Annotated in this window: 16 protein-coding genes; 8 read left to right on the forward strand and 8 right to left on the reverse strand. The window is 71.4% G+C overall.

Annotation, left to right across the window (positions count from 1 at the left end):
- Positions 1-68: 68 nt before the first annotated feature.
- Complete coding sequence (locus tag ACFQ6N_RS18715; RefSeq protein ID WP_380650200.1) at positions 69-410, reverse strand: hypothetical protein; 342 nt, start codon at positions 408-410, stop codon at positions 69-71.
- Between the two features lie 367 nt (positions 411-777).
- Here ACFQ6N_RS18715 and ACFQ6N_RS18720 point away from each other — a divergent pair, with 367 nt between their 5' ends.
- The 4 genes from ACFQ6N_RS18720 (at position 778) to ACFQ6N_RS18735 (ending at position 4,613) form a co-directional block, all read left to right on the forward strand.
- A complete protein-coding gene (locus ACFQ6N_RS18720; protein WP_380650201.1) occupies positions 778-1,200 on the forward strand; it encodes a helix-turn-helix domain-containing protein in 423 nt (140 codons plus the stop codon).
- A gap of 452 nt (positions 1,201-1,652) precedes the next feature.
- Positions 1,653-2,141 (forward strand): ImmA/IrrE family metallo-endopeptidase, encoded by a 489-nt coding sequence (locus ACFQ6N_RS18725; protein WP_380650202.1) that lies wholly within the window; start codon positions 1,653-1,655, stop codon positions 2,139-2,141.
- A 25-nt stretch (positions 2,142-2,166) separates the two neighbouring features.
- Complete coding sequence (locus tag ACFQ6N_RS18730; protein WP_380650203.1) at positions 2,167-3,420, forward strand: MAB_1171c family putative transporter; 1,254 nt, start codon at positions 2,167-2,169, stop codon at positions 3,418-3,420.
- 8 nt (positions 3,421-3,428) lie between these two features.
- Positions 3,429-4,613, forward strand: a complete 1,185-nt coding sequence (locus tag ACFQ6N_RS18735; RefSeq protein WP_380650204.1) for a cytochrome P450 — start codon at positions 3,429-3,431, stop codon at positions 4,611-4,613.
- A gap of 131 nt (positions 4,614-4,744) precedes the next feature.
- Here ACFQ6N_RS18735 and ACFQ6N_RS18740 read toward each other — a convergent pair whose 3' ends face one another.
- A complete protein-coding gene (locus ACFQ6N_RS18740) occupies positions 4,745-5,659 on the reverse strand; it encodes a hypothetical protein (RefSeq protein ID WP_380650205.1) in 915 nt (304 codons plus the stop codon).
- Positions 5,660-6,014: 355 nt separating this feature from the next.
- On the opposite strand from ACFQ6N_RS18740, the gene ACFQ6N_RS18745 reads away from it, so the two are divergent.
- Positions 6,015-7,190, forward strand: coding sequence for a glycosyltransferase (locus tag ACFQ6N_RS18745; protein ID WP_380650206.1), 1,176 nt, complete (start codon positions 6,015-6,017; stop codon positions 7,188-7,190).
- Positions 7,191-7,253: 63 nt separating this feature from the next.
- On the opposite strand, the gene ACFQ6N_RS18750 is transcribed toward ACFQ6N_RS18745, so the two are convergent.
- Genes ACFQ6N_RS18750 through rfbB form a run of 4 tightly spaced genes read right to left on the reverse strand, consistent with a single transcriptional unit; the run spans position 7,254 to position 10,847 of the window.
- Positions 7,254-7,688 (reverse strand): low molecular weight phosphotyrosine protein phosphatase, encoded by a 435-nt coding sequence (locus ACFQ6N_RS18750; protein WP_380650207.1) that lies wholly within the window; start codon positions 7,686-7,688, stop codon positions 7,254-7,256.
- Positions 7,685-8,833, reverse strand: coding sequence for a DegT/DnrJ/EryC1/StrS family aminotransferase (locus ACFQ6N_RS18755; RefSeq protein WP_380650208.1), 1,149 nt, complete (start codon positions 8,831-8,833; stop codon positions 7,685-7,687). Before ACFQ6N_RS18755 ends, ACFQ6N_RS18750 begins: the two co-directional genes overlap by 4 nt.
- On the reverse strand, positions 8,830-9,855 hold the full coding sequence (locus ACFQ6N_RS18760; protein ID WP_380650285.1) for an ATP-grasp domain-containing protein: 1,026 nt from the start codon (positions 9,853-9,855) through the stop codon (positions 8,830-8,832). Before ACFQ6N_RS18760 ends, ACFQ6N_RS18755 begins: the two co-directional genes overlap by 4 nt.
- 5 nt (positions 9,856-9,860) lie before the next feature.
- A complete protein-coding gene (gene rfbB, locus ACFQ6N_RS18765) occupies positions 9,861-10,847 on the reverse strand; it encodes a dTDP-glucose 4,6-dehydratase (protein ID WP_380650209.1) in 987 nt (328 codons plus the stop codon).
- A 302-nt stretch (positions 10,848-11,149) separates the two neighbouring features.
- Between rfbB and ACFQ6N_RS18770 the strand changes: the two genes are divergently transcribed.
- The gene (locus ACFQ6N_RS18770) at positions 11,150-12,232 is read left to right on the forward strand and encodes a helix-turn-helix domain-containing protein (protein ID WP_380650210.1); all 1,083 of its coding nucleotides are present in this window, start codon (positions 11,150-11,152) and stop codon (positions 12,230-12,232) included.
- 20 nt (positions 12,233-12,252) lie between these two features.
- The gene (locus tag ACFQ6N_RS18775; RefSeq protein WP_380650211.1) at positions 12,253-12,837 is read left to right on the forward strand and encodes an HD family hydrolase; all 585 of its coding nucleotides are present in this window, start codon (positions 12,253-12,255) and stop codon (positions 12,835-12,837) included.
- A 16-nt stretch (positions 12,838-12,853) separates the two neighbouring features.
- Here ACFQ6N_RS18775 and ACFQ6N_RS18780 read toward each other — a convergent pair whose 3' ends face one another.
- Positions 12,854-13,354: a GNAT family N-acetyltransferase gene (locus ACFQ6N_RS18780; protein ID WP_380650212.1), complete on the reverse strand. Its 501-nt coding sequence runs from the start codon at positions 13,352-13,354 to the stop codon at positions 12,854-12,856.
- Positions 13,351-14,787 carry a hypothetical protein gene (locus ACFQ6N_RS18785; RefSeq protein ID WP_380650286.1) on the reverse strand — a complete coding sequence of 479 codons (1,437 nt, stop codon included), beginning with the start codon at positions 14,785-14,787 and terminating at the stop codon, positions 13,351-13,353. The genes ACFQ6N_RS18780 and ACFQ6N_RS18785 overlap by 4 nt, the downstream gene beginning before the upstream one ends.
- 351 nt (positions 14,788-15,138) lie before the next feature.
- Here ACFQ6N_RS18785 and ACFQ6N_RS18790 point away from each other — a divergent pair, with 351 nt between their 5' ends.
- Complete coding sequence (locus ACFQ6N_RS18790) at positions 15,139-15,786, forward strand: rRNA adenine N-6-methyltransferase family protein (RefSeq protein WP_380650213.1); 648 nt, start codon at positions 15,139-15,141, stop codon at positions 15,784-15,786.

A 15,786-nucleotide genomic window follows, 5' to 3' on the forward strand; every position in this document is an offset into this window, starting at 1 on the left:
AGCCGACGTCGTGGCGGCGGTGGGCCTGCGGGTCGGAGACGGTCGAGCTGTGTCGGGGGACTTCCCGGTCAGGCGGCCACGGCGGCCGTGTCGGTGACGACCACTGCCGTCAGGCGGCCGGTGGCGAGGTCCAGCTCGTGGGCGTGGTCGGGATCCAGGCCGGGGAAGCACTGGACGATCCACCGGGCTGCGGCCTGCCGGTAGGCGAGGGGCTGTGGAACCGGCTGGCCGTCGGCGTCGAACGCGCCGGCGGTGCGGGGGAAGCCGCCGGTACCGGCGTCCAGCCGCACGACGGCGGCGCGCGGCTCGAGGAGGCCGGCGAGGATCTCGACGAAGGCGGCCGGGGCAGTGGCGATCTCGGTGGCGGCCGGTCGCGACGGCGGAGCGGCTGTACCCGCGAGGATGGGCATGGGAGACTCCTGGGCGGTGGAGCAGACCGGCCACGTGGTGGAACAGGCTGGCCGAGCTGCTTCGGACGTGATCCGCGCCCTCGGCGGGTGGCATCAAGGAGCTGCAATCTCCGGACGCCCGCCGAGGACGGCCCGCGGACTCGGTCTCGGCAGCAATCTGCTGCCGGTTCCCCCTGCCGCCACCTCGTCCAGGGCGAAGCGAAACACCCCCTGACCAGGCAATCGACAGTTAACTGTCCACCGGGTGCGATCAACGTACACCAAAATACCGGCCAAGGGGACAGCTAACTGTCGATCGAGATGTGCACTAGGGCACCATCGGGCACTAAAGTGTCCGCGTGGGACGATCTGACACGAGGGAGCGCCGATGAACGAGGCCGCGAGAGAGGGTGCGACGCGGATCGCCGGCATCTTCAACTACCTGCTGGAGCACCGCCACCCCCGAGAGCGGGGGCCCTACTCGATCCCCGAGGTCGCCAAGGGCACGGGCGTCAGCGAGAGCACCCTCAAGCAGATGAAGTCCGGCTCCAACGACAACCCCAAGATCAACACCCTGGTCATGGTCGCGAAGTTCTTCGACGTGCCGCCGGACATCTGGGTGACCGACAAGCCCCTGGACGAGGTACTGGTCGACCGCGACCTCCACAACGCCATGCGGGATGCCGGCATCGAGTCGATCGCCCTGCGCAGCAAGGACCTGACCCCGGAGAACCGCAGGCTCGTCGCCGACATGATCACCGTCGCGCGCAAGTCCCAGGGGCTGGACCCCGAGGAGTCCGGCACGCCCTGAGCCGCCCGGGCCCGCCGGGCCCAGCTGGGACCTTTATTTTTCAACCTTATCTATGCGCATAGACTCGCCCGGCGAGTCTGTGCGCATTTCGACTTTCGGGGCACGCCATCCCGGATTTCGGACGAAATGAGGGGCAAATGCGAGACTGAGACGCAGATCACGAGGCATTTTGACGTGGGCACGCTGACTCACTTTCGGTGATGAACTAACGCCTCGTCACTCATTCCCGCCCCCTGATCTCGCACATCCCGAGCGGCCGCATCATGCACACCGGCACTTTCTGTCACAACCTGAAACAAAGTCGCAGGGGTCCACCCAGCCCCCATCCGCCGCATGAAGATCATTAATGAGAACGATCTTCATGGATATGCATACGATCGTCTCCGTCGCGACCACGGTGCAGGCCGTTGCCATAAGCACGGACCCACCCAAGATCATTCCAGGAGGGGATTGTGCATGCGGCCTGCGAGGACCGCCTCAGCGACCTTCTCCCGCTCCTGCCTCATCGCTTCAGCGAGGAAGAGCTGGTCCAGGCGGTCTCCACGCTGATCGGCCGCCCGATCTACGTCGAGGCGCGTGACATGAAGGGGAATTTCGCCTGCGGCCTCCGTGAAAGGTATTCGGACCGCGAGGTCATCTCCTTCGAGAGGAACACTTCACCGCTTCACCGAAACCAGATTATCTGCCATGAGCTAGCCCATATCCTCTGCGGACACAAGGGTTCGATCCGTTATGCCGATATCCCCTCGGATGAGGAATTGGCCGACATGATCGACTGGTCCGTCCTCGGCATTTCCGCCCGCACGTCCTACGAGAAGCAGGACGAGCAGGAGGCCGAGCTGATGGCCAGCCTCATCGTCCAGCGGATGTACCGCGCCACCGTGATGCCCGCAAAGCGTCCCGCCGCCGCCGACGAGCGGTGGAACGCGATGTTCACCTGACCTGACACCGAAAGAACCGTCAGCCATGATTCGCCTTGTTACCCCCGGGCTCCCTGCGCTGCTTGTGGCAGCCGCCCTGTACTGGATTCGCCCGCGCCGGGACGGCCAAGCACGGCCGGCGCATTCCGGCAGCACGGTCACGATGCTGCTGGCCTGGGCGGTCGCCATCGTGGGGTTCCACCCTGGCGTGCAGGACGCCACGGACGGCGTCACCCGTGACCTGGCGAAGTTGGTCAGCAACGTGCTGATGCTCGTCGCGAGCGTCAGCGTCGTCTCCTGGCTCATGTCCCTCAACTTCGACAAGCCCGAGGCCCGCAGACGCCTCCGCCCCCGAGTCGTCTTCCTCGGCATCGCGGTCGCCGTGATGGCAGTCGCCTTCTTCTCGGTCCCCGCAGACCGCCGTTGGAGCAGCGACTTCACAAACACCCACTGGGGCCAGGCCCCCGTCCTCCTCCACGTCTACACCCTCGCCTACGTGCTGGTGATGGGGCATGCCACGTACGACTGCCTCGCCCAGACCTGGCGCCGCAGCGGCAAGTCACCCTGGCGGGTCCACCGTGCCGGGCTCCGCGGAGCGGCGATCGGTTGCTTCTTCGTCCTGCTCTACCTGGCCTACAAGGTCGTCAACGCCGGCGCGTCCATCGCCGGGGTCGAGCTGTTCCCCGGCGGCCCCCGCTGCACCACGCTCGTCACGCCCTACCGCTGTGCGTTCTCTTTCACCGCGCCGCTACTGGGCGTGCTGCTGATCACCGCCGGCCTAACGGTCCCGGCCCTGCTGTGGCCAACCGCGAAGGTGCTGCGCCGTCGGTGGGAGCGCAAGACTGCCCAGGACCTCCTGCCGCTGTGGACGGACATGACCGCGGTTCGCCCGCAGGTCGTCCTGCGTGCCGTCGTCATCGAGACCGACCCGGACGTCGTTCTGCACCGCAGGGTGGTGGAGGTCTGCGACGGCATCCTCGACCTGGACAACCATCGCTCCCGCGCCATCCAGCGGATGGCCACCGAGGCAGTCGAACGCCGAGGGCAGGCCGGCACCGCGACCGGCGCCGCCATCGTCGAAGCGGCCGTCGTCGCCGCAGCGATCGAGGCGGCCCGCACCGGTGCCCGGGACCAGGACGACCCCGCTCCCCAGGCCACCGGCGAGTCCGCCCGCGCGGGAGACCTCCGCGCCGAGGCCCTCTGGCTACGCTCGGTCTCCCAGCAGTACGCGACCAACGACATCGTCCGCACCGCCGTGGCCGTCCAGCGGCAGGCGGCACCCACTGCGACTGCGGCCTAGGGACGACCATGGCATCCTCGCCCTTCACCGACCCGGCGTTCTACGCCGACCGCTACCCCACCTACACCGCTCTGCGGACGTCCTCACCGGTCCTGCAGGCGTCGCTGGACGGCGGCGCCTCCACCATGGCCGTCGTCACCGGCTACGACGAGGCCCGGCAGGCGTTCACTGCTCCGCTGTCCAAGGACGCCGGCGCCTACTTCGCGGACAAGCCCTCCGACCGCTCGCTCCACCCGGCCGTTGCCCGCACCATGCTCACCGTCGACCCGCCCGAGCACACCCGGCTGCGGCGGCTGGTGACCAAGGCGTTCACCCCGGCCCGGATCGACGGACTTCGCCCCTACATCCGCGCCTTGGCCGAGCAGCTGATCGGGATGTGGGAGCCCGGCACCGAGGTCGATCTCGTCGAGGACCTGGCCGGCCCGCTGCCGGTCACCGTCATCTGCCAGCTCCTCGGCGTGCCGACGGTCGACCGGTCGTTGATCCGCTCCTGGTCGACCGACCTCTTCGCCACCGGCGACCACGCCCGTATCGACGCGGCCTCCCACGCTCTGGCCGGCTACATGGCCGAGCTGATCACCACCAAGCGCTCCCACCCGGACCGCTCGCTGCTCTCCGACCTGATCGCAGTCCACGACCAGGACGAGGACCGGCTGAGCGAGGACGAGCTGCTCTCGCTCGCCGTGCTGCTCCTGGTCGCCGGCCACGAGACCACCACCGCGGCGATCGGCAACGCCATGCTGGCGCTGCTCCAGCACCCCGCCGACCTGGATCACCTGCGCACGAGCCCGCACTGCATCGCCGGTGCCGTCGACGAGCTGCTCCGGTACGACTCCCCGGTCAGCATCGCCACGTGGCGCTGGGCTCCCGACGAGGTGGACCTCGCCGGGACGAAGGTGGCCGCCGGCAGCCCGGTCTTCGTCTGCCCGGGCGCGGCCAACCGCGACCCGGCGAAGTTCCCCGACCCCGACCGGCTCGACCTCGACCGCCCGAACGCCGCCAGCCACCTCGCCTTCGGCCACGGAATCCACCGCTGCCTCGGCGCACCGCTGGCCAGTGCGGAGGTCGAGATCGTCCTCACGGTCCTTCTGCAGCAGTTTCCCGGGCTGCAGCTGGCGGTCCCGACCGACCAGCTCGTCTGGCGGCAGTCCCGGCTGGTCCGCGGGCTCGTCGCCCTGCCGGTGAACCTCTAGGCTCGCGCCGTGCGGGGGCGGGGCGATCTCCCCGCCCCCGCACACGCGCCGCACCGGCCCCACACGGAGCCGCAAGCGTTCACCCAGGTCAGCACGCGTCACCGGTTCTCTCACGCGCTCGACAGCGGGGCCTACGCGGCCTCGCCTGCACCGGTGGCCATCGCCGCCCGGACCTTGGCCAGCCCCCTGGCCGTCACCCGTGCCCGCGCCTCGTCCGGACCGCTCTGGCGGCGAGGTCCCGAGCAGGCCGGGCACCGGCCCGGCTCCGGCAGCGGATCGCGGCACTCCTCGCACTCAGCGAGGCTTCGGCGGCGCGACGGCGGCGCGTCCAGGCGCTGCGGCGGCGGCATCTTGCGCTCGAGGCGGCTCTGCAGCACCTTGGCCGGCGAGTAGACCACGCTGGGCAGACCGGCCAGCAGCGCCTCGCGCAGCCCCTCCTCGGAGCCGCCTCGGTCAAGCCACGCCCGCACCAACGGCGCGAGCGCCGCCGCCTCGGTCTCACCGAGCGGCAGTCTGCGCTCGGGCCGGACCGCCCGAAGAAGGACCACAGCCGCCGCCTGGGTGTCCTCGTCGGCCTCCTCCCCGCCGTCGGCGGTCGTTCGGGAGTCGAGTTCGTCCTCCCTCCCTCCTTGCTCCTCCTCGACCCGCGATCCGCGCGGCTCCTCCGCCTGCGGCTCCTCGGCGACAGGGAGGGAGGGTTCTTTGACCAGATACTTTCCAAGAAGGGCGTCAGGATCACCGCACTCCGGCTCACCGGACGCCGGTATGTCGGCACCCGGCAGCATCGACCGCTGCGGCACGTCGAAAAGATGGGCCTCGGACCGGAGTCGGCCGTTCGGCAGCCGTACCACATCCACCCGGTAGTACCCCCACGCCCGAAGCTCGTCGAGCGCGTCCTCAACCGACTTCCGGCCCTGCGGGCTGGAGTCCGCCATCTGCCGGCAGGTCTCCCGCCACTCCTCCGGCCGCGAGATCAGGTCGACGAACAGACCCTTCGCGGTGTACGAGATCGCGCGGTTCTGCGCCATGGCGTTCGGGATGATCACGAAGCGGGACGGGTGCGGGCTGCGGTGGACGCGCAGGGGGACCTCCTCGTTCCTCGGTCGGGACTGTCCCGACCGGAGGAACGACGGACCATAGCCGCGAACCGTCCGCAAGTGAAGCCAACGCCGAGCGACCTTGATCACACAGAACGACAGTGCGCGCAGCCCGCTCTCCTGCGTCTACTGCCAGCGATGTTGAGGTGGGCGTACGCGGCGTGGTCCGGGTGACGACGGTGCGGCTCTCGGACCAACAGGGCGGTACGCCTTGGAACCGAGCCACAACGGACAGTGTCCGTTCCACCGTAGGCTGAGGGGTCTCAGTCAACATGTGCGACGCGATGGTCGATGGGAGACGGGCATGGGGCTCAACGAGCAGGCTGGACCGCTGCGGTTGGTCGTGACTGGCGGCGGGACCGGCGGGCACACCTACCCGGCGCTAACCGCGGTGCAAACGTTGCAGGGCCGGCTCGCGGCACACGGACGGACGGTGGAGGTGCTGTGGATCGGCACCGCTGAGGGGTTGGAGGCCCGGGTCGCTCCGGCAGAGGGCATCCGGTTCGAACAGGTCGCCACCGGCAAGGTGAGGCGCTCCTCAAACCCGTTGAAGATGATCTCCCCGGCGAACGTGCGGGACATGGGCCGGGTGCCGCTGGGCGCGGCGCAGGCCCGGTCGCTGATCACGGACTTCGGACCGGACGTGGTGTTGGCGACGGGCGGGTACGTCGCGGTGCCGGTCGGCCTGGCGGCGCGCTCGTGCGGGGTGCCGTTGGTGGTGCACGAGCAGACGGTGCGGCTCGGGCTGGCGAACAAGGTGCTGGCCCGGGCGGCAACCCGGGTCGCGGTGTCCTCCGAGTCGACCCTGCCGCTGCTGCCGGAGTCCGCGCGCCGCACCGCCGTGGTGACCGGGAATCCGGTGCGCCCGGCGGTGCTCACCGGGCAGGCCGACAAGGCGGTGACCGCCCTGGGCCTGGACGGCTTCGACCGGTTCCTGCCCACGGTGTACGTCACCGGCGGCGCCCAGGGCTCGGTGCAGATAAATACCCTGGTGTCGGCGGTCCTGCCGTGGCTGCTGGAGCACGCCAACGTCATCCACCAGTGTGGCCCGGCGAACGAGGCGGCACTGCGCGGCCCTGCTGAGGCGCTGCCATCGCACCTGGCCGCCCGCTACCTGCTGACCGGCTACATGGGGGCGGAGCTGCCGGACGTGCTGGCGCTGGCGGACGTGGTGGTCAGCCGCAGCGGCGCGGGGACGCTCGCGGAGCTGACCGCGCTCGGCAAGGCGGCGGTGTTCATTCCCCTGCCCACCTCGGCGGGCAACGAGCAGGCCCACAACGCCACCCACCTCCAGGACGCGGGCGCGGCCGTCGCCCTGATCGGTGACGTCACGGCGGAGGGCCTGCGGGAGGCGCTGGCCCCGCTGCTCGTCGACCCGGCGCGGCGCGGAGCGATGGCGGCGCGTTCCCGCGAGCACGGTCGCCCGGATGCTGCCGAGCGCCTGGTCGACGTGGTGCTGGAGGCAGCCGCCGGGCGCTGAACGGTGCTGGCCTCGGTGCCCGCCCGTTGAACGGGGCGGGCACCGGGGCCGTCGGATGTGCGGTCAGCGCAGGTGGGGTGCGGCTCCCGCTTCGATGAGCAGGGCGCAGGCGGCGAACTCGGCGGCGGGGCGACCCATCGGGTCGGGGACGTCGCGGTCGTGGTCGAGGTACAGGCGGATCTCGGTGGTGGTGTCGGGCCCGGCGATGCCGTGGAGCTGTTCCAGGACGGAGTGGTCCATGGCGAGGACGAGGTCGGCCCAGTCGATCAGGTCCCGGGTGACCTGCTGGGGGCGGTGCTCGGTGAGGTCGTAGCCGAGGGTGGTGGCGGCGGCGGTCATCTCGGGGTGGGCCTGAGTCCATTTGTCGATCAGTCCGGCGGAGCGGACGTCGACCGTGTCGCCGCCGAGGTTGGCGAGGATGCGCCCGCCCAGCGGGCTGCGGCAATAGTTGCCGAGGCAGACGACGAGGATGCGCCGGGGCGCGGCGGGACCGGTCATCGGGCTTCTCCGGTGGTCAGGGCCCGGCGCAGCGCGGTGACGGTGCGGTGGACGCCGTCCTCGGTGAGGTGCTGGTGGAAGGGCAGGGTGAGGATGCGCCCGGCGAGCTGTTCGGTGGCCGTCAGCGGCCGGGCCCAGGGGGCGAAGGCAGGCTGGAGGTGGTTGGGCGGGTAGTGGACGCCGACACCGATGCCCGCGTCGCGCATCTCGGCCCAGATGCGGTCGCGGTCGGGGACCGTGACGATGCACAGGTGCGGGACGGAGCGCTCGACGTCGACGTCGACCAGCTCGACGCCGGGCAGGCCCGCCAGCGCGTCGCGGTAGGTGCGCCACAGCCCGCGGCGCACGGCAGCGGCCTCGCCGAAGTGGGCGAGCTGCGCGGTGCCGATCGCGGCGTTCAGGGCGGACATCGGGTAGCGGAACCCGGCGGCGGTGACCTGGTAGGTGGTCGAGGCGGCGCGGTCGGCGGCGGATTCCACCATGCCGAGCAGCCGCAGGGTCCGCAGCCTGTCGGCCTCCTCGGGGCTGCGGGGGACGATGGCGCCGCCCTGGCCGCAAGTGAGGTTCTTGATCGGCCCGAAAGAGAAGCAGGTCAGGTGACCGTGCGCCCCGACCAGACGGCCGTCGCCGTCCTGGGAGCCGAAGGCGTGGGCGGCGTCCTCCACGACCGTGATCCCGCGCTGGTCGAGCAGATCGGCGATCGGGGCGAGGTCGATGGCCCTGCCGCCGAACAGCACGGGCATCACCGCGGTGGTGCGCTCGGTCAGCGCCTGCCGCAGCAGGTCGGGGGTGGTGCACATCGTGGCCGGGTCGACGTCCACGAACCGGGGCACGGCCCCGGCCGCGAGGATCGCCTGCACGGAGGCGCAGAACGTCATCGACGGCACCAGCACCTCGTCACCCGCGCCGACGCCGGCGGCGACCAGCGCCGCGTGCAGGGCCGCCGTCCCGGAGGACACGGCCACCACTTCCCGCACACCGAGGAAGTCGGCGACCTGCCGCTCGAAGGTCTCGGTGACGTCGCTGTGCCCGTACTGGCCGCTCATCAGGACCTGGGCGAGCCCGCCGAGTTCGGTCCCGTACAGGTAGGGGGTTGCGTTGCGCTCGATGCCCGGCCGGGCGGGGGCGGTGGGGGCGAGGGTCACTGCTGCTCCTGGAGGGCTCGGAGGGTGGAGACGTCGCCGACGGTCAGCGTCTCGGTGTACTTGGTGAGGAAAACGTCGTCCCGGTAGGCGAGGCGGCCGTGGTCGACGGCTTGGCCGAACAGGCCGTTGACGGCCTCGGCGATCAGGTCCGCGCCGGCGGCCTCGGCGAGCGCGAACCCGCCGGCCACCCGGACGTTGACCTCGGTGATGACCACCGCCCTCGGGCCGTGGTCGGTGATGAAGCCCTGCACGCAGCTCAGCCCAGCCGCGCCGACGGCCGCCAGGGTGCGGCGGACCTGCTCGGCCACCCGCTCGTCGTGGAAGGTGACCGCGACGGCCGCGAGCCCGGCCTTCACCAGGCTGCGGCGTCGCAGCACCATCGAGGCGCGCCCGGCCCGGTCGACGAGGCAGTCCGCGGTGAACTCCTCGCCGTGGATCCGCTCCTGGACGAACGGGTCGGGGACCAGCTCGCACAGCACCCGGGCCTGCTCCACGGTGGCGGGGAAGTGCACGTGCTGCGCGCCGTGGCCGCCGCGCGGCTTGACCACCAGCTCCGTGCCCTTGGGGACCTGGTCGAGTTGGTCGGGCAGCCAACTGCGCGGGGTCGGCACCCCGTGCTCGGCCAGCACGCGGTGGAAGTCGGCCTTGTCGAGGCAGGAGTGCACCGCCTCGGCGGTGGGCAGCCACACCCGGACGCCGGCAGCGGCCAGGGTACGGCGGGCGCGCAGCACGGGCGGCAGGTCGGGTTCGATGCCGACAATCAGGGCGTCCGCGTCGGTGTCCCGGCACAGCCGCAGCAGCGCCGCGCCGTATCGGGGGTCGTCGGCGCGCGGGGTGACGCGGGCGGTGACGTCGGGCAGGAGCAGGCCAGGGGCGAGGGGCTGGGCGTCGGTGGCGATGACGTGGTGGCCCAGGTGCTGGAGGCTGCGGGCGAGGTCGAAGCCGGGGTTGGCGCCGACGCCGGTGACGACGATCCGCCGTCCCTCGCCCGCGCCCGCCGCTGTGGTGCCGGTGGGAGTCATCGCGCTCACGCCCCCGCCGGGGCGAGGTCGGCGGCGAGCGGGGCGGTGTGCTGCCAGAAGGCCGGGTTGGCGCGGTACCAGGCGACGGTGGCGGCGAGGCCGGGTTCGAGGTCGTGGGCGGGCCGGTAGCCGAGGTGGGCGATCTTCGACCAGTCCATCGCGTACCGGCGGTCGTTGGCGGCGCGGTCGGGCACGTGCTGCAGCATGGAGCGGTCCGAGTCGAGGATGCCGAGCAGCAGGGTGGCGAGCTGGTTGGTCGTGAGGTCGTGGCCGCCGCCGATGTTGTAGACCTCGCCCACCACGCCCTGGTCGAGGACGAGTTCGATGCCGGCACAGTTGTCCTCGACGTGCAGCCAGTTGCGCATGTGCCCGCCGTCGCCGTGCACGGTCACCACCCGGCCCTGCAGCAGGCTGCTGACGAACCGGGGGATCACCTTCTCCGGGTACTGGCGGGGACCGTAGTTGTTGGACGAGCGGGTGATGCACACCGGCACGCCGTACGTCTCGAAGAACGAGCGGGCGACCAAGTCGCCGGCGGCCTTGGAGGCGGCGTAGGGGATGCTCGGGGCGAGCGGCCACTGCTCGGTCGCGGCCCCGGTCTCCAGCGATCCGTACACCTCGTCGGTGGAGACGTGGACGAACCGGGAGACCCCGGCCCGGCGGGCGGCCTCCAGGAGCGTGTGGGTGCCGGCCACGTTGGTGGCGATGAACCGTCCGGCGTCCAGGAGCGAGCGGTCGACGTGCGACTCGGCCGCGAAGTGCACCACGGCGTCGTGGCGGCCGACCAGCTGTCCGACCAGGTGGGCGTCGAGAATGTTGCCGTGCACGAACTCGCAGCGGCCCGAGCCGCGGGCGAGTTCCAGGTTGGCGAGGTTGCCCGCGTAGGTGAGCGCGTCGAGCACCGTCACGTGCTCCACGTCGTCCCGGCGGAGCAGGCGGTCCACGAAATGCGAGCCGATGAACCCGGCTCCGCCGGTGACCAGAACTTTCATCGAGATCCGTCCCTTCTCGTACAACGGAGTTGGCCTGGGGCAGCGGCTGTGGGGCAGGCCGGTCAGGTGGTGTTTGCTGCGTTGTCCGGCCGAGCCCCTGAGATGCCAACTACGCTAGGAATCAGGCACTGTGGGAAACACTCACCGGCAGTACGGGTAGCGCCCTTCGGCGCTGGCGGGACCGCGCGGTTGCACAAGGACACACCCTCTGTCCGCCGGCGGACAGAGGTGGACGCCGCGAGCATCGTGAACTTCGTGGCGTCGGCGTGAAAGCCGTGAATGAGCGCGCGAAAGAGGGGCCTGTGTCCGCGAAAGCGCCGTCGGCCGGTCTGGTCTCCGGCTACCTGCTGCGTCTGGCCCGCGAGAGCATCCCGCGCACCCAGGAGGGGCTGGCGGAGGATCTGGGCGTCGATGTCGGCACCGTGCAGGGCTGGGAGTCCGGCCGTCGCCCGCTGACCCACACCCGCGCCGGCGACTACCTGGACCTGCGCCGACGCCTGGCCCTGTTGGGGGCCGACCCGCTGCTGCTCGCGCACAGCGGCGCTGCTCTGGACGCCGACCGCGTCCTGGCCGCCGTCCTCGACCCGCCTGCCGAGACCGGCCGCCACCCGCTGGCCGGGTGGGTCCAGCCCCGCGACTCCGCTCTCCTGGTCGCCTGGGCGCTTCGCGGCACCCCGCCGCCGGCGCTGGCCGACCGCGTCTCCCGGCCCCGGCGCGGCCCAGCCCGCCCCGGCCCGCTGCTGCCCGCACCCGACCGCGCCCGCTTCTTCGCCAACCTCCGCACCACCGCCGAGCACGCCACCGCCGACGGGCATGGCGGCCTGCTGCACCGTCAGACCATCTACCTCGCCAGCTACGACACCGCCGCCGATGCCGCCGCCTGGTCGGAGCAGGCCCTGCGCGGCATGCGACCCGCCCTGGGCCGGCGCGGCTACAGCACCCGCTCGATCGAGGCCCGCACCGTCGCCACCGTCGCCGCGCGCCAGGGCGATCCGGACCAGCTGCGGCACTTCATCTCCACCGCGCTGCTGGAGGACGAGCGGGGCGAGCTAGCGAATCTGTCCTACTGGGCGCTGTGGCTGGGTGCGATGCCGGCCGACCAGACCGACGACAGCTTCATGCACCACCCGGACCCGGCGTCCTGGGATCCGATCCGTCTCTTCCGCGCCCTCGTCTCCTCATTCCACCTCGCGCCCGGCACCGTCGACCTGTACGTCCACTCGATCAGCACCCTGCTGACCCTGCACCCGTGGCTGCCACACGCAGCACCGGACACCGCCCAGGCGTTCGGCACGTTCACGGCCGAGCTCCTCGACGGGAGTCTCATCTCCCTGACGTCCCGGCGCGACCTGGACCGCCTGCGCTACGGTCGGGACGAAGGGTGACATGCGATCAGGAGGACCCTGTGGTGCAGCTCGACGGTGACCAGGCAGCGGGCGTCGCCCGTCTCCTCTTCGAGGCCGGCTCCCTCCGGGCTCTGCCCCGCACCGGCTGGCGGCAGGACGGCATTCCGCTGTCCGCCAGCGAGACCGTCGCCGAGCACAGCCACCGCACCGCCGTGATCGCCGCGACCCTGGCCGCCCTGGAGGGAGCCGACCCGGCCCGCACCAGCCTGCTGGCAACCCTTCACGACGTCCCTGAGGCCCGTACCGGCGACCTCACCCCGCTCACCCGCCGGTACGTCACCGCCGCCGACCCCCGCAAGGTCACGGCCGACCAGACTGTGGCGGCCCACCCGGCCGTCCAGGCCCTCTTCGCCGACGTGATCGCCGAGTTCGAGGACGGCACCACCCCCGAGGCACGCTGCGCCCGTGACGCTGACAAACTCGACTGCCTGCTGCGCGCAGTCGAGTACCGAGCTGCCGGCGTTCCTGCCGTGCAGGGCAAGATCGACCGCTGCCGTGCTGCCCTCACGACCGCGTCGGCCCAGCGGATCGCCGACGCGGCCCTCGCGCTCGACCCCACCGACTGGCAGTCCGCACCGGCCTGACGGGGCGGGGCAGTGCCTACGCCGCTGTGAGCTGCTTGGCCATGGCGCGATTCACCAGCGGGTCGCGGCCGGGGGCGTACGAGGGGATCGGCCGGTAGCCGAGGTGTTCGTACAGGGCGAGCGCAGCCAGGTTGCGGCTGCCGGTCTCCAGGATGGCGCGCCGTGCGCCGAGCTCGTACGCCTGGCGTTCCAAGGCGCGCAGGATCCGGCTGCCGAGGGCGAGCCCGCGGGCTGCCGGGGTGACGTACATGCGTTTGATCTCGACCGTGGCTGGGGCAACCAAGTGCCAGCCGCCGCAGGCGAGCGCCTCGTCTTGGCCGTCTGGGCGGGCGATGAGGAAGAAGCCGTTCGGCGGCGCGAAGAGTACCGGCTCGGTGGCCGCCGGGTCGTCGGCGAAGCCGTACATGGCGGACTGCTCGGCGTGGAGAGCGGAAGTGAGGCGGCGGGCCTCCGGGTGGTCGTACGGGACGGCGGAGAGCGCGGCGGCAACGGGGCGGGCAAGACCGGTCGGCGTCATAGGCCCGATAGTGCCCTGTCCACTCGGTTCAGCGCATCCTTGCCGCTCGCCGACTTGATCCGGGTACCAGCGTGCCGGCGGATCCCGAGAAGCAGGTTGCGGCAGCGCACAGACTGGACTTCGGGCAGGTGGGCGGTGAGTCTTCCGAAGGTGGCGAGGGTGGCCTTGGTGTCGTGGGCGAGGAGGTGGGCCCTGGCGAGGTGGACACCGTGCAGGAAGGCGGAGCGGGTGTAGCCGGTGGTGGGCCCGTGCGCGGTGATCGGTGACAGGAGGCTGTGCGCCTCGTCCAGCAGTCGGCGGCCCTTGGCGCCGGGGTTGGCGGCGGCCAGGTCCACCAAGCCCTGCCCGCTCTCGGCGGCCACCTGGTCGGCGGTGAAGTAGTAGAGCGCCGGGGGGTCGTCGTCGCAACGGTGCTCGAGGAGCGCGAGGCAGCGCTCGGTGGCCGATCGGAAGGCGTCGATGTCGCCGGCGGCGGCGTGGGCCGTGGCGAGCCGTCCCAGAGCGCGGGCCCGGACGGTGGGCAAACTCCTGGCGGCTGTCTCGACGGCGGCCTCGGCAAACCGGATCGCGGCCGTGGGGTTGTCGGCCGCCGCGTGCTGGTAGGCGAGCATCCCGAGCACGTTGGCGACGGTGTCGTGGTCCGCGCTGGCCCGGGCGAGGCGGATCGCGACCAGCTGGTAGCGCTGGCCCGAGGCCGAGAGGTCGGCGTCGAAAGCCATCCACCCGGCGAGTTGGGCGAGTCCCCCGGCGGTGCGCAGGAGCCGGGTGCCGATGTCCGGCGTGTAGCGGCTGTTCTGCAGCAGCGACAGCACGCCATCAAGGGCGATGCGCACGTACCTCTGGGAGATGGCACCCCCGCCGGCGGCGTCGTCGAGACGGCGCAGATCGGCGAGGTGGGATTCCAGCAGCGTCATCATCGGCGGCAGGACGTGATCGGTACCGCTTTCGCGGCTGATGCTGTGGGGCTGCTGCCGGTCGGCGTCCCAGACCGCAGTGAACAGCTCACCGGACGGACGGAGCGTCGCCTGGGACGCGGGGTCGGTCGCGTTCCAGGCGGTGGCGGTGTCCAGCACGGCAGCCAGCGAGCGACGCCCGACCAGGTCGTCGGTGACGGTCCGCTCGTCCCTGCAGGCGTCCGGCTCGGGAGTCCCCCAGAGCATGGTCTGGGTGTAAGGCCGGCCGGTCCTCTCCGCCAGCACCGCGGCGGCCAGGCGGCGGACCGTCTCGGAGCGTGGCACCGAGCCGCGGCCCCAGGCGTGGGCGACGGTGAGGTCGAGTCGTCGTTCGCCAAGGCCCGCGAGCCTTCCGTTGATCTCGCGGACCAGCTCGCGCGGCGACCAGTTGGCATATCCGAGGGCCTGCACCAGAACCGCTCCGGGGCGGGCGCCGGAGGGTGCCGTCTCGGCCCCTAGCTGGGAGTCTCCGAGCGTCATCACCCGGCGACGGTACGTCAACCAAGCTGCTGTGTGTGCGAATTCGCGGCTTTTCACACCGACCGCGCGAAGTTCTCGACGATCGCGGCCTCCACCTCTGCCAGCCGACCGACCAAGGGTGTGTTCTTGTACATCCGCGCGGCACCACCGGCGCGGGAGGAGCACGAACCCGTACTCGCGGTGAGTGTTTCCCGACTTCGTTGATTCCTAGCGTAGTTGGCACATCAGAAGCCCAACCTGGCACCGGAGCGATTCCGACCGGGCTACCTGCCGAGCAACCGCCGTCGCGGCCCGCTGCAGGCAGAGCAAGCCCTCCGAGGACTCCGGCTCACATCTTGCGGAAGGAGACCCATGACAACCCCTGTCAGGACGCGCAGCCCGGAGCTTGCGGCGGACACCTCGGCGGCCACGCTGCAGTTGGCGGAGAGCGCGGTCGTCGCGGACCTGCGGGACAGCGACTTCCGGACCCGGGCCGACCTGGGCCAGCACTTCCTGCGTTCTCCGGCAGTCGCAGAGCGGCTGCTGGACCTGGCGGCCCTGCGCGCCAGCGACGCGGTGCTGGAAGTCGGCGCGGGCCTGGGCACGCTGTCCGCTGCGGTGGCGAAGGCCGGGCACCGGATCTGGGCGATCGAGAAGGACCCGCGGATGGCCGAGGCGCTGTGCCCGGCCCTCGAGCCGTTCGGCGACCGGGCCCGGCCGCTGCTGTCCGACGTCCGCGAGGTCGACCTCGACGGCGAGCTGCCCGTCGGCACGGTGTTCCTGTCGATTCTCCCGTTCGACTGGACGCTGGCCTTCGGGATCACCGCTCACGTGTTCGCCTCGACCGCCAACGTGGCGCGGGGCCTGGCTGTGCTCCCCGCTGTCACGGCCGACCACAACGCCGCCGGGGCCTGGTTCTGCGCGGGCCTGCGGCTTCAGGAGGTCGACGGGATCTCGCGCCACGACTTCTGGCCCGAGGCGGCCGTGCCGCTGCGCGTCGTGTCGATCACGAGGTGCTGA

It is taken from the genome of Kitasatospora sp. NPDC056446 (genome assembly GCF_042796115.1).
Classification (GTDB): Bacteria; Actinomycetota; Actinomycetes; order Streptomycetales; family Streptomycetaceae; genus Kitasatospora.